Annotated in this window: 18 protein-coding genes, 1 tRNA gene and 2 riboswitches; of the genes, 8 read left to right on the top strand and 11 right to left on the bottom strand. The window is 66.7% G+C overall.

Annotated features, from left to right (window positions below; translation table 11 throughout):
* The first annotated feature begins 181 nt into the window (after positions 1-181).
* Both UU7_RS12955 and UU7_RS12950 read left to right on the top strand, forming a co-directional pair.
* Positions 182-1,120 (top strand): GGDEF domain-containing protein, encoded by a 939-nt coding sequence (locus UU7_RS12955; RefSeq protein WP_007808985.1) that lies wholly within the window; start codon positions 182-184, stop codon positions 1,118-1,120.
* Between the two features lie 179 nt (positions 1,121-1,299).
* Complete coding sequence (locus tag UU7_RS12950) at positions 1,300-4,155, top strand: C1 family peptidase (protein ID WP_007808984.1); 2,856 nt, start codon at positions 1,300-1,302, stop codon at positions 4,153-4,155.
* Positions 4,156-4,226: 71 nt separating this feature from the next.
* Here the strand turns inward: UU7_RS12950 and gcvP are convergent, their stop codons facing one another.
* Positions 4,227-7,148 (bottom strand): aminomethyl-transferring glycine dehydrogenase, encoded by a 2,922-nt coding sequence (gcvP, locus tag UU7_RS12945; protein ID WP_007808983.1) that lies wholly within the window; start codon positions 7,146-7,148, stop codon positions 4,227-4,229.
* A 45-nt stretch (positions 7,149-7,193) separates the two neighbouring features.
* Positions 7,194-7,279, bottom strand: a riboswitch (glycine riboswitch).
* A 1-nt stretch (position 7,280) separates the two neighbouring features.
* A riboswitch (glycine riboswitch) is annotated at positions 7,281-7,380 on the bottom strand.
* Between the two features lie 115 nt (positions 7,381-7,495).
* Here gcvP and UU7_RS12940 point away from each other — a divergent pair.
* Positions 7,496-7,903 (top strand): VOC family protein, encoded by a 408-nt coding sequence (locus UU7_RS12940; protein WP_007808982.1) that lies wholly within the window; start codon positions 7,496-7,498, stop codon positions 7,901-7,903.
* Positions 7,904-8,033: 130 nt separating this feature from the next.
* Here UU7_RS12940 and UU7_RS12935 read toward each other — a convergent pair.
* A tRNA-Leu gene (locus UU7_RS12935) sits at positions 8,034-8,120 on the bottom strand.
* A 258-nt stretch (positions 8,121-8,378) separates the two neighbouring features.
* Between UU7_RS12935 and rnr the strand changes: the two genes are divergently transcribed.
* The 3 genes from rnr to UU7_RS12920 are packed head-to-tail and all read left to right on the top strand — an operon-like array spanning position 8,379 to position 11,949.
* The gene (rnr, locus tag UU7_RS12930; protein WP_007808981.1) at positions 8,379-10,937 is read left to right on the top strand and encodes a ribonuclease R; all 2,559 of its coding nucleotides are present in this window, start codon (positions 8,379-8,381) and stop codon (positions 10,935-10,937) included.
* The gene (gene rlmB, locus UU7_RS12925) at positions 10,934-11,680 is read left to right on the top strand and encodes a 23S rRNA (guanosine(2251)-2'-O)-methyltransferase RlmB (RefSeq protein ID WP_007808980.1); all 747 of its coding nucleotides are present in this window, start codon (positions 10,934-10,936) and stop codon (positions 11,678-11,680) included. The genes rnr and rlmB overlap by 4 nt, the downstream gene beginning before the upstream one ends.
* Entirely contained in the window at positions 11,677-11,949 is a 273-nt protein-coding gene (locus UU7_RS12920; RefSeq protein WP_007808979.1) for a CBU_0592 family membrane protein, read from the top strand. The genes rlmB and UU7_RS12920 overlap by 4 nt, the downstream gene beginning before the upstream one ends.
* A 24-nt stretch (positions 11,950-11,973) precedes the next feature.
* Here UU7_RS12920 and phoU read toward each other — a convergent pair whose 3' ends face one another.
* The 6 genes from phoU to rnt all read right to left on the bottom strand — a co-directional run bounded on the left by phoU (position 11,974) and on the right by rnt (position 17,541).
* Positions 11,974-12,696 (bottom strand): phosphate signaling complex protein PhoU, encoded by a 723-nt coding sequence (gene phoU, locus UU7_RS12915; RefSeq protein ID WP_007808978.1) that lies wholly within the window; start codon positions 12,694-12,696, stop codon positions 11,974-11,976.
* Between the two features lie 137 nt (positions 12,697-12,833).
* Positions 12,834-13,643, bottom strand: a complete 810-nt coding sequence (pstB, locus tag UU7_RS12910) for a phosphate ABC transporter ATP-binding protein PstB (protein WP_007808976.1) — start codon at positions 13,641-13,643, stop codon at positions 12,834-12,836.
* Positions 13,636-14,502, bottom strand: coding sequence for a phosphate ABC transporter permease PstA (gene pstA / locus UU7_RS12905; protein WP_007808974.1), 867 nt, complete (start codon positions 14,500-14,502; stop codon positions 13,636-13,638). Before pstA ends, pstB begins: the two co-directional genes overlap by 8 nt.
* Positions 14,502-15,509 carry a phosphate ABC transporter permease subunit PstC gene (gene pstC, locus UU7_RS12900; RefSeq protein ID WP_007808972.1) on the bottom strand — a complete coding sequence of 336 codons (1,008 nt, stop codon included), beginning with the start codon at positions 15,507-15,509 and terminating at the stop codon, positions 14,502-14,504. The genes pstA and pstC overlap by 1 nt, the downstream gene beginning before the upstream one ends.
* Positions 15,510-15,671: 162 nt before the next feature.
* Positions 15,672-16,706, bottom strand: a complete 1,035-nt coding sequence (gene pstS / locus UU7_RS12895; RefSeq protein WP_007808970.1) for a phosphate ABC transporter substrate-binding protein PstS — start codon at positions 16,704-16,706, stop codon at positions 15,672-15,674.
* Positions 16,707-16,881: 175 nt separating this feature from the next.
* Positions 16,882-17,541 carry a ribonuclease T gene (gene rnt, locus UU7_RS12890; RefSeq protein WP_007808968.1) on the bottom strand — a complete coding sequence of 220 codons (660 nt, stop codon included), beginning with the start codon at positions 17,539-17,541 and terminating at the stop codon, positions 16,882-16,884.
* 186 nt (positions 17,542-17,727) lie between these two features.
* Here rnt and UU7_RS12885 point away from each other — a divergent pair, with 186 nt between their 5' ends.
* Positions 17,728-18,981, top strand: coding sequence for a porin (locus UU7_RS12885; protein ID WP_007808966.1), 1,254 nt, complete (start codon positions 17,728-17,730; stop codon positions 18,979-18,981).
* Between the two features lie 151 nt (positions 18,982-19,132).
* Here UU7_RS12885 and hflD read toward each other — a convergent pair whose 3' ends face one another.
* From hflD to UU7_RS12870, 3 genes are read right to left on the bottom strand one after another with little or no spacing between them, the layout of a single operon-like run.
* The gene (gene hflD, locus UU7_RS12880; protein ID WP_007808964.1) at positions 19,133-19,756 is read right to left on the bottom strand and encodes a high frequency lysogenization protein HflD; all 624 of its coding nucleotides are present in this window, start codon (positions 19,754-19,756) and stop codon (positions 19,133-19,135) included.
* Positions 19,757-19,766: 10 nt separating this feature from the next.
* Positions 19,767-20,909: a tRNA 2-thiouridine(34) synthase MnmA gene (gene mnmA / locus UU7_RS12875; protein ID WP_007808963.1), complete on the bottom strand. Its 1,143-nt coding sequence runs from the start codon at positions 20,907-20,909 to the stop codon at positions 19,767-19,769.
* Complete coding sequence (locus UU7_RS12870; RefSeq protein ID WP_007808960.1) at positions 20,906-21,391, bottom strand: NUDIX hydrolase; 486 nt, start codon at positions 21,389-21,391, stop codon at positions 20,906-20,908. Before UU7_RS12870 ends, mnmA begins: the two co-directional genes overlap by 4 nt.
* Before the next feature lie 122 nt (positions 21,392-21,513).
* Between UU7_RS12870 and clpS the strand changes: the two genes are divergently transcribed.
* Positions 21,514-21,840 (top strand): ATP-dependent Clp protease adapter ClpS, encoded by a 327-nt coding sequence (gene clpS / locus UU7_RS12865; protein ID WP_007808959.1) that lies wholly within the window; start codon positions 21,514-21,516, stop codon positions 21,838-21,840.
* Positions 21,841-21,856: the final 16 nt, after the last annotated feature.

Below are 21,856 nucleotides of genomic sequence, written 5' to 3'. Positions count from 1 at the left end.
CCTGGCCGACCTGAGAGGTTGAGAACTCACAACCTCTCAGACCGGCGCCCGCTTTCACCAGCGGGCGCCGGCAGGCGTGAATGGCGATACGCCCGGGGGACGATGTACCTTGCGTCTGCGCGCCGGCTGGCGCGATCGCCGCGGCTGCGGCGACCCGTCTTCATGCTTGAGCCCGAGAGCGATGGCCGATTTCGAAAAACTGGAACCCGACAGCACCGTGTACCGCACGCTGCTGGAGTCCACCAAGGCCATTCCCTGGAAGATCGACTGGGACAGCAAGCAGTTCGCCTATATCGGACCGCAGATCGAGGCGCTGCTGGGCTGGGCGCCGGCGAGCTGGCAGACGGTGGGCGACTGGGCCAGTCGCATGCATCCGCAGGATCGCGAGTGGGTGCTGAATTTCTGCGTGGCGCAATCGCAGGCCGGTGTCGATCACGAAGCCGACTACCGGGCGCTGACCCGCGACGGCCACTACGTGTGGATTCGCGACGTGGTGCACGTGGTGCGCCGGGCGGACGGTTCGGTCGATTCGCTGATCGGCTTCATGTTCGACATCAGCGAACGCAAGCAGACCGAACAGAAACTGGCGAGCCTGCAGAAGGAGCTGGAGGAGCTGTCCTTCCGCGACGGCCTCACTGGCGTGGCCAACCGACGCCGCTTCGATGCGCTGATGGAACTGGAATGGAGCAACGCGCGGCGCAACCGCCAGCCGCTGTCGCTGCTGATGATCGATATCGACTACTTCAAGCAGTACAACGACTGCTACGGCCACCTCGAAGGCGACGCCTGCCTGAAGCGCGTGGCCTGGCTGCTGGCTTCCGCCGCGACCCGCGCCCGCGACCTGCTGGCCCGTTTCGGCGGCGAGGAATTCGTGCTGCTGCTGCCGGAAACCGACGAGTCGGCGTCGCTGAAGCTGGCCGCGCGCTGCCGCGACCTGATCCTGGCCGAGCAGATTCCCCATGCGCAGTCCGCGGTCGGCCCGGTGCTGACCATCAGCGTCGGCGCGGCCACCTGCATTCCCGCGCACGCCGACGAGCTGCGCGGCTTCCTCGATGGCGTCGACAAGCGGCTGTACCGGGCCAAGCAGCAGGGCCGGGACTGCATCGTGGCGGCCAGCTGAGCGGCGCCAGGGCCTGTTGAGCCGACGATCGACGCCGGCAGATCGCGTTCGCTGGCACGCTTCGTGCGCGTTGCCGTGGCCGGTTTTTCCCCGCGCCGCGGGCCATGTGCGACCCCCGAACCGGGCGTATGCTGCCGCCGTGTTTCGTAGCCTTCACCACGGACGAGGGGAGATACGTCATGGCAACACTGCTGCTGGTCAAGGGGAATGCCGGGAACGATGTCGCCACGCTGCGCAAGCGCCTGGCCGGGGTGCTCGGCGACGACGCGCGCGACTTTCCAGGGTTGGCGACGGGCGACGTTTTCGACGAGCAGGTCGACGCGGCGGCGCGACGATGGCAGGCCGGCATCGGGGTCGTGGCCGATGCGGTGATCGGGCCCTGCTGCCAGATCCTGCTCGGCATGATGCAATCGCAACCGATGGCGGTGCCGCTGACGGTGGATGCGGTGCAGCGGCTGTTCCCGGCCACCAGGAAGTCCAACATCGTGCGCTACCTGCCTTACGTGGCCGCGGCGCTGGGCGCGGCGGGGCTGCGCGACCGCATGATGATCTGCGCTGCGCTGGGCACCATCCGCGCCGAGAGCGAAGGCTTCGTGCCGATCGCCGAGTTTCCCTCGCACTTCAACACCACGCCGGGGCTGCCCGCGTTCAGTGCCTACGACGGACGCAAGTCGCTGGGCAACGACCAGCCCGGCGACGGCGCGCGCTACCGGGGCCGCGGCTTCGTGCAGCTGACGGGGCGGGCGAACTACCACACCTATGCGGCCGTGGTCGGCGTCGACATCGAAGCCTTTCCGGACCTGGCCAACGCACCCGAAGTGGCGGCCGTGCTGCTGGCGCTGTTCCTGGCGCACGCGGCGGACAGGATGCGCACGGCGCTGGCGGCGAACAACTACGCGGCGGCACGCAAGCTGGTCAACGGCGGCAGCTACGGGCTGGCCAGTTTCCGCAACGTGTTCCAGCTGGCCGACACGGTCTGGCCGGCGGCCGTCCGCGGCGCCGGTGCGACTCGCAAGTCCGGCGCGGCTCGCAAGGCCGTCGCAGCGGCAGCGACGGGCGCGGCGAAACTCGATGCCAGCAAGGACCCGGTCGATCTGCGTGATCGCGCCTACCAGCCGCCGCCGGCCAGCCTGCCCGATCGTTACCCCACCGATGCGCAGGTCAGCGAGTTCCTGCCGGCCTATACCGGGGCCGGCCTGATCCTCGACCAGGGCCAGGAAGGTGCGTGCACCGGTTTCGGCCTGGCCTGCGTGGTCAACTACCTGCGCTGGCGCAAGAGCGGGATGCCGGGTCGGCTGGCTTCGGTCAGCCCGCGCATGTTCTACAACTTCGCCCGCCGCTACGACGAATACGCGGGCGAGAACTACGACGGTTCGAGCTGCCGTGGCGCCCTGAAGGGCTGGTATCACCACGGCGTCTGCATGGAGGTCGACTGGCCGTATCGGCAGGAGGACACGCAGCCGCCGAAGTTCGGTTACGCCACCCGCGCCACCGCCAACACGCTGGGCGTGTATTACCGCATCGAGTTGAAGGCGATCAGCGACCTGCAGGCGGCGATCCACGAAGTGGGCGCGATCTACGTGTCGGCCAACACGCACCAGGGCTGGCAGGACGTGCCGACCGTGCGCCGGAAGCTGGCCGGGCACGACAGCCTGCCGGTGATCGCGTTCGACGGCAAACCCTCGCACGACGATGGCCACGCCTTTGCCCTGGTCGGTTTCAACACCGACGGCTTCGTGGTGCAGAACTCCTGGGGCAAGAGCTGGGGCTGCGGCGGTTTCGCCGTGCTGACCTACGCCGACTGGCTGGCCAACGGCATGGACGCATGGGTGACCGCGATGGGCGTGTCGGGCGTGGTGCTGGGCCAGCTCGCGGCGGGCAGCAAGGGTGGCCGCCGCCGTGTCGGCACCAATCGCAGCCTGTGGTGGGACGAGGCCACCGCCTACGAGCACAGCGTGGTGCTGGGCAACGACGGCCGGGTGACGCGCTACCTGACCCAGGACGAGATGAGTCGCTCGCTGCTGTTCCAGGCGTGCACGCTGCCGGACCAGTGGTTCCGCCAGCAGAAGGCGACGACCAGGCGGCTGGTGATCTATGCCCACGGCGGACTCAACAGCGAGGCCGCGGCGATCGAACGCGCGCGGGCGATGGGGCGCTACTTCATCGGCAACGGCTGCTATCCGCTGTTCGTGATCTGGAAGACCGGCATGCTCGAATCGATCGGCGACATCTTCGCCGACAAGTTCCGGCACGAGCCGCCGCGGGCCGGCGGCATCCGCGAGAAGATCAGCGACGCCACCGACATCCTGGTCGAGCGCACCGTCGGCCGTCCGCTGGCGCGGCCGATCTGGAGCGAGATGAAGGAGAACGCCGAAGCCGCCAGCCTGCCCACGCGGGGCGGCGACCTGCTGGTGACGGCGCTGCAGAACCTGGCCAAGACCTGGGGTGACCAGCTGGAGATCCACCTGGTCGGCCACTCGGCCGGTTCGATCTTCCATGGCTACCTGGTCGACCTGCTGGCCGCGCGCGGGCTGGAGGCGCAGACCGCATCCATCCATCTCTATGCGCCGGCCTGCACGGTGCAGTTCGCCAACCGCCACTACGCGCCACACGATGCCCTGATGCAGCGGCTCTACCTGGGCATCCTGTCCGACCGCAACGAGCGTGACGACAACACCGCGGCGATCTATCGCAAGTCGCTGCTGTACCTGGTGTCCAACGCCCTGGAGCTGGATGTGCGGACGCCGATCCTCGGCCTGGCGAACGTGATGGACGCCGGGTACAAGGGCTGGGACGGTTCGTCCAGCACGGCCGAGGCGCTGGGCAACTGGCGCCAGGTGGTGAAGCAGACCGGGCTGGGCAAGCGCACCGAAGTCATCGATGTCGACAAGGTGCCCACCTGCCTGCACCCCGAAGTCGCCATCGATGCGGGGCATGGCAGCTTCGACAACAACGTCGAGGTGCTGGGCCGCACCCTGGAACGCATCACCGGTGCGAAGCTCGCGTTGCCGGTGGACGACCTGCGCGGGTTCTAGCCGGAGTTTTTCCACCCATGAAAAAAGGCCCCGCCGTGGCGGGGCCTTCGCATCGGACGATCGACCGATGGTTACGCTTCGACGTCATCCCGGTATGCATCCACCGGGATGCACGAACACATGATGTTCTTGTCGCCGTAGACGTTGTCGACGCGGGCCACCGGCGGCCAGTATTTCTGTAGCTTCAGGCTGGCCAGCGGGAAGGCGGCCAGTTCGCGCGGGTAGGCGTGGGTCCACTCGCTGGCGCTGACCATGGTGGCGGTGTGCGGCGCGTTGGTCAACGGGTTGTCCTCGCGGTCGAGCTTGCCTTCCTCGACGGCGCGGATCTCGTCGCGGATCTGGATCATCGCGTCGATGAAGCGGTCCAGCTCGACCCGCGATTCGCTTTCGGTCGGTTCCACCATCAGCGTGCCGGACACCGGGAAGCTCAGCGTGGGCGCGTGGAAGCCGAAGTCGATCAGCCGCTTGGCCACGTCCTCGGCGCCGATGCCGGTGGCGTCCTTCAGCGGGCGCAGGTCGAGGATGCACTCATGCGCCACCAGGCCGTTGCGGCCGGTGTACAGGGTGGGGTAGTGCGGCGCCAGCCGCTTCGCCACGTAGTTGGCATTGAGCAGGGCCACCTGGGTCGCCTTGCGCAGGCCCTGCTGGCCCATCAGGGTGATGTACATCCAGCTGATCGGCAGGATCGAGGCGCTGCCGAAGGTGGCGGCAGAAACCATCGCGCCGTTGCCGGTGCCCTGGGTGCGCGCGCCGTCGTTGCCCAGCGCGCCCGGCAGGAACGGCGCCAGGTGCGAACGCACCGCGCACGGGCCCACGCCCGGGCCGCCGCCGCCGTGCGGGATGCAGAAGGTCTTGTGCAGGTTGAGGTGGCTGACGTCCGAGCCCCACTTGCCGGGCTTGGCCACGCCGACCAGCGCGTTCATGTTGGCGCCGTCGGTGTACACCTGCCCGCCGTGCTGGTGGACGATGTCGCAGATGGCGACCACGTCCTCCTCGAACACGCCGTGGGTGGACGGGTAGGTCAGCATGATCGCGGCGAGGTTGGCCGAGTGCTTCGCGGCCTGCGCGCGGATGTCTTCCAGGTCCACGTTGCCGTTCGCGTCGCACTTGGTGACCACCACCTTCATGCCGCACAGGTGGGCGGATGCCGGGTTGGTGCCGTGGGCGGATTCGGGGATCAGGCAGATGTCGCGATGGCCTTCGCCGCGCGACTGGTGATACGCACGAATCGCCAGCAGGCCCGCGTATTCGCCCTGGGCGCCGGAGTTCGGCTGCAGGCTCACCGCGTCGTAGCCGGTGATCTCCACCAGTTGTGCTTCCAGCCCGGCGATCAGTTCCTGGTAGCCCCGGGTCTGCGCGGCGGGTGCGAACGGATGGATATTGGCGAATTCCGGCCAGGTGACCGGGATCATCTCGGCGGTGGCGTTGAGCTTCATCGTGCACGAGCCCAGCGGGATCATCGTGCGATCCATCGCCAGGTCCTTGTCGGCCAGCGCTCGCAGATAGCGCAGCAGTTCGTGCTCGCTGTGATGGGTGTTGAACACGGGGTGGGTGAGGAACGGCGAGGTGCGCTGCAGCGCCTGCGGGATCAGCGACGGCGCGCTGGCGTCCAGCGCGTCGATGCTGGGCAATTTCGCGTCATCGCCGCCGAAGATCCGCCACAGCAGTTCGATGTCGGCGCGGGTGGTGGTTTCGTCCAGCGAGATGCACAGGTACTCGCCCCAGGCCTTGCGCAGGTTGGCGCCCAGCGCCACCGCGCGGGCGGCGATGGCGTCGGTGCGATCGCCGGTCTTCAGGCTGATCGTGTCGAACGCGGTGTCGTGGTGGCTGGCGGTGAAGCCGAGCTGCGCCAGGCCGGCCTTGAGGATCGCGGTGAGGCGCGCCACGCGGGAAGCGATGCGGGTGAGGCCCTTGGGGCCGTGGTAGACGGCGTACATCGAGGCCATCACCGCAAGCAGCACCTGGGCGGTGCAGATGTTGCTGGTGGCCTTCTCGCGGCGGATGTGCTGTTCGCGCGTCTGCAAGGTGAGGCGATAGGCCTTGTTGCCCTCGGCATCGATGGAGACGCCGATCAGGCGGCCCGGCATCGAGCGCTTGTACGCGTCGCGGCAGGCCATGAAGGCGGCATGCGGGCCGCCGAAACCGAACGGCACGCCGAAGCGCTGGGTGTTGCCGATCACGATGTCGGCGCCCATCTCGCCCGGCGACTTCAGCAGGGTCAGCGCCAGCAGGTCGGTGGCGAAGATCGCCAGCGCGCCCTTGGCGTGGATCTTCGCCACTTCCTCGCTCCAGTCCAGCAGCCAGCCGCTGCTGGCCGGGTACTGGATCAGCGCCGCGAAGTAGTCGTCTGCGGCGATCGCGGCATCCCAGGCCTCGGCGGAATCGGCCAGGGTGATCGTCAGGCCCAGCGGCTCGGCGCGGGTGCGCATCACCTCGATGGTCTGCGGGTGGGCATCGCCGAACACCACGATGGCGTTGCCCTTGTTCTTGCTCGAGCGCTTGGCCAGGGTCATCGCCTCGGCCGCGGCGGTGGCTTCGTCCAGCAGCGAGGCGTTGGCGATCTCCATGCCGGTGAGGTCGGCGCACATCGTCTGGAAGTTGATCAGCGCCTCCATGCGACCCTGCGAGATCTCCGCCTGGTAAGGCGTGTAGGCGGTGTACCAGGCCGGGTTTTCCAGGATGTTGCGCAGGATGACGTTGGGCGTCAGCGTGCCGTAGTAGCCCTGGCCGATGAAGCTGCGGAACACCTGGTTGCGGCCGGCGATCGCCCGGATCTTGGCCAGCGCTTCTTCTTCGGTGATCGCCGTGGGCAAGGCCAGCGGCGCGGCGGACTTGATCGAGGCGGGCACGATGGCGTCGGTCATCGACTCCAGCGAATCGTGGCCGACCACGCGCAGCATCTGCGCGATCTCGGTGTCATCCGGGCCGATGTGGCGGTCTATGAAGGCACCGTGGTTTTCGAGGTCACGCAGGGAAGTGGGGTTGTGGCTCATGGCTGGGCATCCGAAGACTGGCGTGTCGTGCCGCACGCGGGGCGCCCCTCTGTCCTTTTGCCTGAGAGTTTGGAAACGCGGCGGCGTTTCGTGCCCCTTCGGCGGCGGCTGCAGCCGCTCTCTCCAGAGTGTTCACGCATGGTGGTATGGGGGCCTGAGCGATTACGGGCGTTGCGTCTTCGGCAGCGGCCGTGTCCTGCGAGGGACGGGCCGCTTCTCCCACCATGCGTTTACCGCGGCGATTATACAGGGGGAACGGGGGCTGTCGCGGCCGCTCGGCGCCCGGTTCAGTGAGCCGCCGGAGCGCCACGGGTTATGCTCGGCTGCCTCATCGACCGGGAGTGCGCATGATTCGGATCGCCGACATCGACCATGTGGTGTTGCGTGTCATCGACAGCGACGCCATGCAGCGTTTCTACTGCGACGTGCTTGGCTGCCGCGAGGAACGTCGGCAGGACGAGATCGGCCTGGTGCAACTGCGCGCCGGCCGTTCGCTGATCGACCTGGTCGCCATCGACGGCAAGCTGGGTCGCCACGGCGGCGCCGCGCCGGGCGCGCAAGGCCACAACATGGATCACCTGTGCCTGCGCGTGGAGGATTACGACGAGGCGGCGATCCTGGCCCACCTGAAGTCGCACGGCGTGAGCATCGGCGAGCTGGGCTCGCGTTACGGCGCGCAGGGCGAGGGGCCGTCGATCTATCTGTACGACCCGCAGGGAAACATGGTCGAGTTGAAGGGGCCGGCAGCAGGCTGAAGAGCGCGCGTCCCGACTTTCGATCGAACCCGGAGAAGAGCAAAGGCCGTCCTGGCTGGGCGGCCTTCCTGACTTCAACCAAACCCGGAAAAGACGAAGGCCCGCATCACTGCGGGCCTTCGTTTACAATTGGTGCCCAGGAGAGGACTCGAACCTCCACGGAGTTGCCCCCGCTAGCACCTGAAGCTAGTGCGTCTACCAATTCCGCCACCTGGGCAGGTGTCACGTTGCTCAGCGAGCTGCGTGAGCCGCGTAATTTAGGCATCTGCCGACGGCTTGTCAACACTTTTTCACAACCATCTCTCGCGACGTGGCATTCTCCGCGGCGCAAACATCACAAGGATACTGAGTGACCAGAAAAACTCCCCCCAAGTCCGGCCATCCCCAGGACTCGCATCCCGCGAAAAAAACCGCCAAGCGGACGCCTCGCGCTGCATCCACGCCGGACAAGCGCACCCGGGCCGCCGCAGGCGCCGTGCGTGATCCCCATGCCGATCGCGAGGCGCAGCGTTATGCGCGCCCGATCCCCAGCCGCGAGGCGATCCTCGCCCTGCTCGAAGAGCGCGGCGAGCTGCTGACCGAAGCGCGCATCGCCGAGGCGCTCGGCATCCAGGAAGAAGTCGATCTCGAAGCCTTGCGCAAGCGCCTGGGGGCGATGGTGCGCGATGGCCAGATGCTGCTTGGCCGTCGCGGCGGCTACGCGCCGACCCAGAAACTCGACCTGATCGCCGGCCGCGTGCTGGCCAACGCCGAGGGCTACGGCTTCCTGCGCCCGGACGAGGGTGGCGAGGACCTCTATCTGTCGCCGCAGCAGATGCGTGCGGTGATGCATGGCGACCGCGTGCTGGCCAGCGTGGTCGGCATCGATCGCCGCGGCCGCAAGCAGGGCGCGATCGCCGAAGTGCTGGAGCGGCGTTCGCCGCGACTGGTCGGCCGGGTGCTGATCGAAGACGGCGTGACCCTCGTATCGCCCGATGACCGCCGTCTGACCCAGGACGTGATGATCAAGCCGGGCACGGAACAGGGTGCGAAGTCGGGCCAGATCGTGGTGGTCGAGATCACCGCTCCGCCAACGGCCCAGCGCGGCCCGGTGGGCGAGATCCGCGCCGTGCTGGGCGAACGCCTGCAACCGTCGCTGGTGGTGGAAATGGCGATCGCCAGCCACGACCTGCCGCATGAATGGCCGGCCGACGTGCTGCGCGACGCGGCCCAGGTGGAAGCGGTGGTGACCGCGGCCGAGCGCGAAGGCCGCACCGACATCCGCAAGTTGCCGCTGGTGACCATCGACGGCGCCGACGCGCGCGACTTCGACGACGCCGTGTATGCCGAGCCGAAGCGTGGCGGCGGCTGGCGGCTGATCGTGGCGATCGCGGACGTGTCGCACTACGTGCAGGTCGGCAATGCGCTGGATCGCGAGGCCTACGAACGCAGCACCTCGACCTACTTCCCCGGCTTCGTGGTGCCGATGCTGCCGGAGACGCTGTCCAACGGCATCTGCTCGCTGAACCCGAACGTCGAACGGCTGTGCATGGTCTGCGACATGCTGGTCGATGCCGAAGGCAACGTCACCAGATCGAAGTTCTACGACGCGGTGATGCTGTCGCACGCGCGGCTCACCTACGACAAGGTGTGGCAGGCGGTGGGCCTGCGCGACAAGGACGCCCGCCACGAAGTGGCCGACGTGCTGCCGCAACTGGAAAACCTGCACGCGCTGTACAAGGCGATGGCCGGCCAGCGCAAGCGGCGCGGCGCGATCGACTTCGAGACGCCGGAAGTGAAGTTCCGCCTCGACCAGAGCGGCAGCGTCGAGTCGATGGGCGCCACCGAGCGCAACGACGCGCACAAGCTGATCGAGGAGTGCATGATCGCCGCCAACGTGCAGGCGGCGCTGTTCCTGGAGAAGAAGAAGATCCCCGCGCTGTTCCGCGCCCACGAGCCGCCGCCGGCGGAGAAGTACGAAGACCTGCAGCAGTTCCTGCGCGAGTTCAAGCTGCGCATGCCGCCGGTGGACGAAGTGACCCCGGCGGATTTCGCCGAGATCCTGGCGCTGGTGCACGACCGCCCCGAGCGCGAACTGATCCAGAACGTGCTGTTGCGCTCGCAGAGCATGGCGGCGTACCAGCCCGACAACCGCGGCCACTTCGGCCTGTCGCTGCAGGCGTACGCGCACTTCACTTCGCCGATCCGCCGCTATCCGGATCTGCTGGTGCATCGGGCGATCCGCTACGCGCTGACCGGCCGCAAGCCGGCCGACTACACCTACAGCCCCAGCGACATGGCGGCGATGGCGATCCATTGCTCGCAGCGCGAGCGACGCGCCGAAGAGGCCGAGCGCGACGTCGACGAGCGCTTCAAGTGTGCCTGGATGGAAAAGCACATCGGCAGCGAGTTCGACGGCGTGGTCACCGGCGTCACCTCGTTCGGCCTGTTCGTGGAGCTGGACGAGTCGAAGGTGTCCGGCCTGGTGCACATCAGCCAGCTCGCCAACGACTATTACCACTTCGACGCCACCCGCAAGTTGCTCAAGGGCGAGCGCACCGGCGCACAGTTCCGCCTGGGCGACCACGTGCGCATCCAGGTGCTGCGCGCCAGTCTGGAGGATCGCAAGATCGACTTCCGGCTGGTCTCGCCGCGCACGCCGGCCACGCCGCCGGTCGGCAGCGCCAGGGCGTACGACTATGCGGCCAGCGGCGAGCGCTATTCGCTGCCGAAGAAGGCGGCGGCGGCCGCCAAGGCGCCGGGCATGTTCGGTCGCGCGGCCAAGGCGATCGGTCGTGCGTTCGGGCGCAAGGAAGTTGAAGTTGCCGCGCCTGCGCCAACACCGGCTCCGCGCAAGGCGGAGGTGCGCGATAATCCGCCGCCGCGTTCGTCGTCGACGGCACGCGGCGAACAGCGTCCGGCCCGCAAGGCCGATGCATCGTCCTCCCGTGGTCCGCGCAAGGACGCTTCGCCGAAGCGTGGCCAGGCTCCGGCTGCCGCGCCCACAGCGAAGAAGGCTCCGCGGCGTCGACCCAAACCGAAAGGCAAGTCATGAGTGAGAGCTGGATCGTCGGGATCAACCCGGTCGAAGGCGCGTTGAGCAACGACGCCGAACGCGTGCGCGAGGTGCTGGTCGAGAATGGCCAGCGCAACGCCCGCGTGCTGGAGCTGGCCGAACGCGCGAAGAAGTTGAACATTCCGGTGCTGCACCGGCCGCGCGACGAGCTGGACAAGCATGCCGGTGAAGCGCGTCATCAAGGTGTGGTGGCACGTTGTGAGGCGGCGCCGGCCGCGCACGAAAACGACCTGGCCGGCCTGCTGGAGCGCGACGGCAGCGATGCCCTGGTGCTGGTGCTGGACGGTGTCACCGATCCGCACAACCTCGGCGCCTGCCTGCGCAGCGCGGCGGCGGCCAAGGTTACTGCGGTGATCGTGCCGAAGGATCGCGCGGTCGGCCTGACCCCGGTGGTGCGCCGCGCTTCGGCCGGTGGCGCCGATCGGGTGCCGCTGATCGCGGTGACCAACCTGGCGCGCACGCTGCGTGAACTGAAGGACGCCGGCGTGTGGATCACCGGCCTGGCCGGCGACACCGACACCACCATCTACGGCGTCGACTTCAAGGGGCCGGTGGCGCTGGTGCTGGGCAGCGAAGGCGAGGGCATTCGCCGGCTGACCCGTGAGCTGTGCGATTTCGTGGCGAAGATCCCGATGCCGGGCACGATGGAAAGCCTCAACGTTTCCGTCGCCACCGGCGTGGTGCTGTTCGAGGCGTTGCGCCAGCGGAGCGTGAAACGATGAACCTGATGTGGCATGACTGGGCCGGTTACATCGGCGTGGTGCTGGTGCTGCTGGCATTCCTGTTGCTGCAGGCACACAAGCTGCACGGCAACGGCCTGACCTACCAGGTAATGAACATCGTCGGCGCGCTGGGCGTGTTGCTGTCGCTGCTGTTCGGCAGCTTCAACCTGTCCGCGTTCGTGATGGAAGTGGCCTGGGCCGCCATCGGCATCTTCGGCGTGTTGCGCGGCCTGCGGCTGCGTCGCGGGAAGGATGCGCGGGTGCCCTGAGTCAGGAGCGCGCTCGCCGCCGACTCACTCGCCCAGCTTGGTGATCTCGGGGTTCGAGGTCAGGTCGCGCTTGCTGCGCTGCTTGTCCAGCGGTTCGCCGGTGACCTGGAACCAGATGTTCTCGGCGATGTTGGTGGCGTGGTCGCCGATGCGCTCGATGTTCTTGGCCATGAACAACAGGTGGGTGCACGGCGTGATGTTGCGCGGGTCTTCCATCATGTAGGTCAGCAGCTGGCGGAAGTAGCCGGTATAGGCTTCGTCGAGCACCACGTCGTTCTTCCACACCTGGTAGGCGCGTTCGACGTCGCGGTCGCTGTAGGCCGCCAGCACTTCGCGCACTTCCTCTGCGGCCAGCCTGGCCAGGTGGTTCAGGCCGTGGACCGGGGCGACCGGCGCCACCATCGACAGCGGAATCGAGCGCTTCGCCACGTTGGCGGCGTAATCGCCGATGCGCTCGATGTCCGACGCAATCCGCAGCGCGGCATATACGTTGCGCAGGTCGCCGGCCATCGGTGCCCGCAACGCCAGCAGGCGCACCACGTCGTGGCCGATCTCCTGCTCCAGCTGGTCGATGGCCTCGTCGTTGCCGACCACCCGCTGGGCGGCGCGCTCGTCGCGGCGCTCCAGCACGTCGATGGCCGCTTCAAGCTGGGTCACCGACAGCTCGCCCATGCGCACGATCTCGCCGGTCAGCCGGGCCAGCTCGCTGTCGTAACTCTTGATGATGTGGTCGGTGCCGGTGTTCATGGTTGCCTCGTTGTCTTGTTCCCTTCTCCCCTCGGGAGAAGGTGCCCGAAGGGCGGATGAGGGTTCGGGCGGGGCGTGGCGCCGAGGCTTCGCCCGTACGCTCACCCCAACCTCTCCCCGAGCGAGAGTGGCCTGGATCAGCCAAACCGCCCGGTGATGTAATCCTCGGTCTGCTTCTTGCCCGGCTTGGTGAAGATCTTCTCGGTGCGGTCGTACTCGATCAGCTCGCCCAGGTACATGAAGGCGGTCTGATCGGAAACGCGCGCGGCCTGCTGCATGTTGTGGGTGACGATGACGATGGTGAACTGGCTTTTCAGTTCCTCCACCAGTTGTTCGATGCGGCCGGTGGCGATCGGGTCCAGCGCCGAGGTGGGTTCGTCCAGCAACAGCACTTCGGGCTTCAGGGCGATCGCGCGGGCGATGCACAGGCGCTGCTGCTGGCCGCCGGAGAGGCCGAGCGCGTTCTGCTTGAGCTTGTCCTTCACCTCGTCCCACAGCGCAGCGTTGCGCAGTGCCTGTTCGACCCGGCCTTCCATGTCCTTGCGCGACAGCTTCTCGTGGTGGCGGATGCCGTAGGCCACGTTCTCGAAGATCGTCATCGGGAACGGCACCGGCTTCTGGAACACCATGCCGACCTTGCTGCGCAGGCGGTTCATCGAATAGCGCGGATCGAGGATGTTGTCGCCGTCCAGCAGGATCTCGCCCTTCGCCTCCAGCTTCGGATAGATCGCGTAGATGCGGTTGAAGATGCGCAGCAGGGTGGATTTGCCGCAGCCGGACGGGCCGATGATCGCGGTGACCTGCTTTTCCGGGATGTCCATGTTGATGCCTTTCAGCGCATGGAAGCCGTTGTAGTAGAAGTGCAGGTCGCGCACGGTGATCTTGGGCGCCACCGTCGCTGCGGGCGCCACCGGCACCGGGTTCGTGGCGAGGGCGGAATCAGTCATGGGACACCTTGGTGCGGGAAAGGATCAGGCGCGAGGCCAGGCTCAGCAGCAGCACGAACATGGTGATCACGAACGCGCCGGCCCAGGCCAGGGCATGCATCGCGTCGCCCGGGTCATTGGCGTACTGGTAGATGATCTGCGGCAGGCTGGACATCTTCTCCAGCGGGTTGACTGCCATGTAGTTGTTGCCGAACGCGGTGAACAGCAGCGGGGCGGTCTCGCCGCTGATGCGGGCCAGCGCCAGCAGCACGCCGGTGATGATGCCCGAGCGGGCGGCGCGGATCAGGATCTGCAAGGTCAGCTTCCACTGCGGCACGCCCAGCGACAGCGCCGCTTCGCGCAGGGTGGATGGCACCAGCCGCAGCATCTCGTCGGTGGTGCGCACGATCACCGGCAGCGCGATCAGCGCCAGCGCCACGCCGCCGGCGAAACCCGAGAAACTGGTCGAGCCGTGGGTGAGGGCGGTGCTGGGCAGCACGATGATGGTGTAGACGAACAGGCCCATCACGATCGACGGTGCCGACAGCAGGATGTCATTGAGGAAGCGGATCGACTCGCCCAGCTTGGTGCGGTTCGCGTATTCGGCCAGCCAGGTTCCGGCCAGCACGCCGATCGGCGTGGCGATGCCGATGCCGATGAAGTTGATCACCAGGCTGCCGACCATTGAGTTCAGCAGGCCGCCGTCCTCGCCATAGGCCGTGATTTTCGTGAACAGTTTCAGGTCCAGGGCGCCGACGCCCTGGCGCAGGGTTTCCCACAATATCCATGCCAGGAAGGCCAGGCCGACCAGGGTGGCCAGCAGGCTCAGCGCCATCGCCAGCGCGTTGGCGATGCGGCGGCGCAGGTACAGGGTGTTCATCAGCGCCCCTCCTTGCTGGCCAGGCGTCGCAACATCAGGCGCGCGATCAGCAGCACGATGAAGGTGACCACGAACAGCAGGAAGGCCAGCGCCATCAGCGAGGACTTCTGCAGGCCCGCCGCTTCGCTGAACTGGTTGGCGATGGTCGAGGCGATCGAGGTGCCCGGGTCGAGCAGCGACGCCGACAGCTGCATCGCGTTGCCCAGCACGAAGGTCACCGCCATCGTCTCGCCCAGCGCGCGGCCGAGGCCGAGGAAGATGCCGCCAATCACCGCCGAGCGGGTGTACGGCAGCACGATGTCCCACGACACCTCCCAGGTGCTGGAGCCCAGCGCATAGGCCGACTCCTTCAGCCGGGTCGGTACGGTCTGGAACACTTCGCGCATCACCGAGGAGATGAACGGGATGATCATGATCGCCAGCACGATGCCGGCGACCAGGATGCTGGCGCCGAACGGGTAGTCGCTGCCGAACAGCTTGCCCACGAAGGGCACGTGTTCGGCCACCCACGACAGCTTGCCGTCGTCGGGCTTGTTGCCGAGGTTGTTGGTCAGCCACGGCTTGATGTGTTCGGCGAAGAAGGGGGCGAAGATGAAAAGCCCCCACATGCCGTAGATGATCGAGGGAATGCCGGCCAGCAGCTCGATCGCCGAGGCGATCGGCGTGCGCAGCCAGGTCGGCGCGACTTCGGACAGATAGACGGCGATGCCGAAGCTGACCGGTACGGCGATCAGCAACGCGATGAAGGAGGTGGCGAGGGTGCCGTAGACGGGCACCAGCGCACCGTAGACGTCATTGCCCGGGTCCCATTCCGAGCTGACCAGGAAGTGCCAGCCAAACGTGGCGAATGCCTCGCGGCCACCCCACAGCGTGGCGCCGGCGGCACCGAGCAGGGCCGCCAGCACGATCAGCGCGCAGCCCTTCAGCAGCCAGCGAAACAGCCGCTCGTGACGGGCGTCGCGGATGGCTCGTTGCTCGGGGGCGGCAGTAGCCGGAAACGTGGGCATCAGGAAAGCCGTCGGAAAATCTGAATTGGTTGGCCGTCATTCCCGCGAAAGCGGGAATCCATCTGCTTCGGTGCGAGAGTCAGGATGGATTCCCGCTTTCGCGGGAATGACGGCGGCAAGGAACAAGGCTGTGTGGTCGTCACTGCCGTTGAAAGCTGTGCATCAATGCTTGAACTCGGCCGCCCAATACGCCTCGATCCTGCTGACCAGCGCGGCCGGCAGCGGCACGTAGTCGAGTTCGCTGGCCGCCGGCTGGCCATGCTCCAGCGCGTACTTGAAGAAGTCAAAGGCGACCTTGGTGTTGCCGGCATTCGTCGGTGACTTGTACATGATCATCCAGGTGGTGGCGGTGATCGGCCAGGCCTGTTCGCCCGGTGCATTGGTCATGATCAGGTTGAAGTCGCGGGCAGAGGCCCAGTCGGCCGTGGCGGCAGCGGCAGCGAAGGCATCGGCGCTCGGCTTCATGAAGTTGCCGCTGGCGTTCTTCAGGTCGACCCAGGCGAGCTTGTTCTTCACCGCATACGCGTACTCGACGTAGCCGATCGAGCCCTTGATCTGGCGCACGTACTGAGAGACACCTTCATTGCCCTTGCCGCCCACGCCGGTCGGCCATTCAACGGCGGTGCCGAACTTGACCTTGCTGGCCCACTCCGGGCTGACCTTGGACAGGTAGTTGGTGAAGTTGAACGAGGTGCCCGAACCGTCCGAACGATGCACCACGGTGATCTTGCCGGCCGGCAGGGCCAGGCCCGCGTTCAGCGCGGCGATCTTCGGATCGTTCCAGTTGGTGATCTTGCCCAGGAAGATGTCGGCCAGGGTGGCGCCGTCCAGCTTGACCTGGTCCGCCTGCACGCCGGCAATGTTGACCACCGGCACGATGCCGCCGACCACGATCGGGAACTGGCCCAGGCCGTACTTCTGCAGGTCTTCCGCCTTCATCGGGGCGTCGGACGCGCCGAAGTCGATGGTGCCTTCCTTGATCTGCGCAATGCCGGCACCGGAGCCCACCGACTGGTAGTTGAGGCGGTTGCCGGTCTTCCCGGCATAGGCGGCCGACCACTTGGACATGACCGGGTAGACGAAGCTGGAGCCGGCGCCGGTGATGTCGGTGGCCTGCGCGGCGGCTGCGCCGAAAGTCGAGGCCACGGCCAGCGTGGCGACGGCAGCGAATCGGACAGGTAAGTTGCGGATGGTCAACACGGTAGCTCCTATCGAGTGAGGTCGGATGCGACCCCGCCATTTCAGGCTCTTCGTGTTGCCATTGGATGAAATGAATGTTTCAGGAAGATGACATGCTGTCATTTGGAACGCGGAACGGGTAACGAGAGCGAAAGCGGCGATGCGCTGCCGTTCCCCGTTCCCCGCTCTCGCCTCAGCCCACGCCAAGCCCGACATGCGCCTGCTCGAACAGCTCCAGCTGGCGCCAGCGGTTGACCACGCTGCAGAACAGCTCGGCGGTGCGTTCGGTGTCGTAGACGGCGGAATGGGCTTCGCGGCTGTCGAACGCATGACCGGCGGCAAGCACCGCCTTGCTCAGCACGGTCTGGCCGTAGGCAAGTCCGCCCAGGCTGACCGTGTCGAAGCAGCTGAACGGGTGGAACGGGTTGCGCTTGTGTCCGCAGCGTTTCACCGCCTGATTGAGGAAACCCAGGTCGAACGCGGCGTTGTGGCCCACCAGGATCGCCCGCTGGCAGCCGGCCTCGCGCACCGCTTCGCGCACCACATGAAAGATGTGATCCAGCGCCTGCCGCTCGGCCAGTGCGCCGCGCAGCGGATTGGTCGGATCGATGCCGGTGATCTCCAGCGAACGCGGGTCGAGGTTGGCGCCGGGGAAGGGCTCGACGTGCGTGGATACCGTAGGCTGCCGCTGCAGGAAGCCGTCCGCATCCATGCACAGGGGCACGGCGGCGATTTCCAGCAGTGCATCATGTTCGGCGTCAAAGCCGCCGGTTTCCACGTCGACCACCACCGGCAGAAAGCCGCGGAACCGGTCGGCCATGCGTGGCGTGGCGCTGTTGTTGGGAATTTCCATCGGCGAAGCATATCAGTCGTGCCGCGCGGCATGAGGCAGCGGAGCAAGGCCTGGCTGTCATGGTGCTGTCATGAAAGCGGCATTCAACAGTAAAAATCGCTGGGCAAACTTGTTAACGAATCGCTGGCCGGCCATCGGGATCGAGGGGGCGATCGAGATTTTCCCATCAACTTTCGGAGTAATGACATGCGTTCCAAATTGATTGCGGTAGCGATCGCAGCTGGCCTGGGCGTCAGCAGCTTCACGGCCGCCGCGGCGCCGCAGCGGACGACCCCGGCCGCCAGCAGCAGCGAAATCGAACTCCTCAAGGCCCAGTTGAGCGCGTTGCAGGCCAAGGTGGACGAACTGGAACAGCGCACCGACGCGCAATCCGAGATCAATGTCAGCACGGGCCAGGCGGTGGAGAAGGCCACCAGCGTGACGGCCGCCAGCGACAAGAAGTTCGCGGCGCTGGAAAAGGCGGTCAACAACACCACGCTGTCCGGCAGAATGTACTTCGATGTCACCAGCATCGATCAGAAGAACAGCGATACCGGCAAGACCAATGCGTCCGGCCTCGGCATCGACGTGAAGCGCTTCTACCTCGGCGTCGACCACAAGTTCAACGACATCTGGTCGATGAACCTGACCACCGACTTCAACTACGTCAGCAACGACGGCGAAACCAACCTTTTCGTCAAGAAGGCGTATGTGCAGGGCAAGTTCGACCAGGCTGCGGTGTTCCGCATCGGTTCGGCCGACATGCCGTGGATTCCGTTCGTCGAGAACTATTACGGACTCCGCTACGTGGAACCCACCACGACCGACCGCCTGAAGTACGCCAACTCGGCGGACTGGGGTCTGCACCTGGGCGGCGACATCGGTGCCGGCAAGTCGCTCAACTACGCGGTGTCCGTGGTCAACGGCAACGGCTACAAGAACCCGGGCCGCAGCAAGGGTGTGGATGTCGAGGGACGTGTGGGCTTCGTGCCGTTCGAGAACATGGTCGTGGCCGTCGGTGGCTACAGTGGCCACCGTGGTCAGGAAACCCAGTTGACCGATGCGCAGAACACCGCCCAGCGCGGCGATCTGCTGGTGGCGTACGCCAGCGACGCGTTCCGTCTGGGCGCCGAGTACTTCACCGCCAAGAACTGGAACAACGTGCTGACAACGTCGACGGACAAGGCCGACGGCTACTCGGTGTGGGGCAGCGTGGCGATCGCCGATGGCGTCAACCTGTTTGCCCGCTACGACAATGCCAAGCTCAGCAAGACCCTGGACAGCGCCAACAAGGACGTCTACTACAACGCCGGCGTCGAATTCCAGGTGACCAAGGGCTTCAAGCTCGCCGGCGTGTGGAAGCACGAAAAGGCGGACAAGTCGGTCGGTACGCCGGCCCCGCTGCACGTGCAGAACGTGAAGACCAACGAGATCGGCGTGTTCGGCGAGGTGCGCTTCTAAAACTGTCACAGGGCCGTGGCATGCTGCGGCCCTGCGGACGGCGACGAGCGCCGGGGACAACGCAAGGGTTATCGCAAGGGAGTTCCACCCAGGGAAGGAAAACGGCGGGCTTTGCCCGCCGTTTGCTTTTCCGTCGAGCGAAGACCCGCGGTCAGCGGCGATCCAACGTGGAGCCGGTCAGCAGGCCGCGCGCCAGCATGCTGCACTGGCGCCGGTACAGCAGCAGTTGCCACTGGCGTCCGCCCAGTTGCCGCCACAGCACCGCCGAACGCACCGCGGCGAGCAGGTTGGTGCGAACCTTTTCCACCACGCTGGGCAACTGCAGCTGTTGCGGGTTGCCGCTGACCATCACCCTCGGGTTGAGGATCGACAGGGTGGAGGCGTACAGCTCGGCCAGCCGGCTGTTGACCTGGCTGGAATCCTGGCCGAAGTGCTCGACCTGCCGCTGCGCGGCAATGATGCCCTGCTGCAGTTTCTCCAGCAGGTCCGGACGTGCGGCCAGGCTGCGCTCCAGCCGCATCACGGTGACGGTCATGCGGGTGACCGCCATGTCGCGGCCGGTTTCGTCGAGCTGGGCGATCAGCGTGCGCAGGCCGAGCCGCACGTTCGCGGCGTCGCCGTAAACGGCGACCACGGAAGGCGCATCGATGCGGAACACGCTGGCCACGCTGGCTTCCATCGCGCCCTCGTCGCAACGCCCGTCATTGGCCAGTTGCTGGGCCAGCGCGCAGGCCTGGAACAAGCCGGCCAGGGCAAGCACGCGCTCTTCGGTCATGGAAAAAGTTTCAAGCACGGGTTGGAGCCACTCTTGCGGGGGGAGGGGAGGCGAACGCCGGCAGCAGGCCGCCGTAGGCTGCGTCGGTGGCGGCGATCACCGCGCCGCCGAGGCAGACCTCGCCATCGTAGAGGACGACCGATTGTCCGGGGGTGACGGCGCGCTGGGCTTCGTCGAAGCTGATGTCCAGGCCGCCCGTGGTCACGCTGACCGTGCAGGCCTGGTCGGTCTGTCGATAACGGGTGCGTGCGGTGCAACGAAACTCGTGCGCAGGCGCATGCCCATCGACCCAGGTCGCGGCTTCCGAGCGCAAACGCCGCGAATGCAGCCAGCGGTTCTCGCCGCCCTGGGCGACATACAGCACGTTCGCCGCCACGTCCTTGCCGACCACGTACCAGGGCTCGCTGCCGGCGCCATGGCGTCCGCCGATGCCCAGCCCGTTGCGCTGACCCAGGGTGTAATACATCACCCCGTCGTGTTCGCCGATCAACTCGCCGTCCGGGCTGCGTATCTCGCCGGGGCGGGCCGGTATGTATTGCGACAGGAACCCGCGGAAGTCGCGCTCGCCGATGAAGCAGATGCCGGTGGAGTCCTTCTTGGCGTGGGTGGGCAGGCCGGCCTCGCGGGCCAGCTCACGCACGCGGGGCTTTTCCAGGTCGCCCAGCGGGAACAGCGTGGCAGCCAGTTGCTGCTGGCCCAGCGCATGCAGGAAATAGCTCTGGTCCTTGGCCGCGTCCACCGCACGCAGCAGGCGGTAACGACCGTCCACGCAGTCGACCCGGGCGTAGTGTCCGGTGGCGATCTTCCCGGCGCCCAGCGCATGCGCTTCGTCGAGAAAGGTCTTGAACTTGATCTCGCGATTGCACAGCACGTCGGGGTTCGGCGTGCGCCCGGCGCGATACTCGGCCAGGAAATGCTCGAACACGCCATCCCAGTATTCGCCGGCGAAGTTGCGCGCGTGGAACGGAATGCCCAGCCGCCCGCACACCGCCACGGCGTCCTTGCGGTCGGCGTCGGTGGTGCAGGGGCCGGAGCGCTCGTCCTCTTCCCAGTTCTGCATGAACAGGCCCTCGACCTCGTAGCCGGCCTGCTGCAGCAGCAAGGCGGCCACCGACGAGTCGACGCCGCCGGAAATGCCCAGCATCACCTTCACGACGGCTCGCCCTCGGGCAGGTGGCTCAGGGCTTCCAGCGGCAACCGCTGGCCGCCCAGCCACAGGTCGATGCTGTGCAGGATCATCGGGCTGCGCAGGCGCTCGCCCAGCGCGGCGATCTCGTCGCGGGTCAGCCACAGCGCGCGGCGGATGTCGGTGTCCAGCGGGCGGTCGGGATCATGGCTGACCGCGCGCGCGGCGAAGCTGAAGCGGATCACCGCGTCGCCATGCTCGGTGCTGCGCCACTGATGCACGCCGATCAGGTGCTGCAGTTCCACCGTCCAGCCGGTTTCCTCCAGGGTTTCGCGCAGGGCCGCCGCGGCGAGGCTTTCGTGGTCGTCCAGGTGGCCGGCCGGCTGGTTGTAGACCAGTCGCCCGGCCACTTCTTCCTCCACCATCAGATAGCGTTCGCCCCTGGCCACCACACAGGCCACGGTGACGTGCGGACGCCAGATGTCGGAGCTGGGGGAGGAATCGGCCATGGACAGGCAATACCGGGGTGGAAAAGTGCCCATTGTGCCATCACCTCTGCTGACGCACCGTTGCGGCAGGGACGCATCCGCCGCGGCGTATACTTCGAACCAGAGAAACGACCCTGACCAACATGGCCCACGAACCCGAACATGAGCACGACAGCGGCCGCGGCCTGGCGCTGGAAACCGCGAAACCCGAGGTGGCGCGGCCTCCGCTGTTCCAGGTGCTGCTGCTGAACGACGACTTCACTCCGATGGATTTCGTGGTCGAGGTGCTGCGCAGCTTTTTCAACCTCGACCAGGAACAGGCGGTGCAGGTGATGCTGCACGTGCATACCCGCGGGCGTGGCGTCTGCGGCGTCTTCACCCGCGAGGTGGCGGAAACCAAGGTTACCCACGTCAACGAATATTCACGCTCCCATCAGCACCCGTTGTTGTGCACTATGGAAAAGCTCTGAGCGACCCCATTTCGTG

Source organism: Rhodanobacter spathiphylli B39 (genome assembly GCF_000264295.1).
Classification (GTDB): Bacteria; Pseudomonadota; Gammaproteobacteria; order Xanthomonadales; family Rhodanobacteraceae; genus Rhodanobacter; species Rhodanobacter spathiphylli.
Note: the sequence above shows the minus strand (reverse complement) of the source record. Positions and strands in the feature narration are given on the sequence as shown.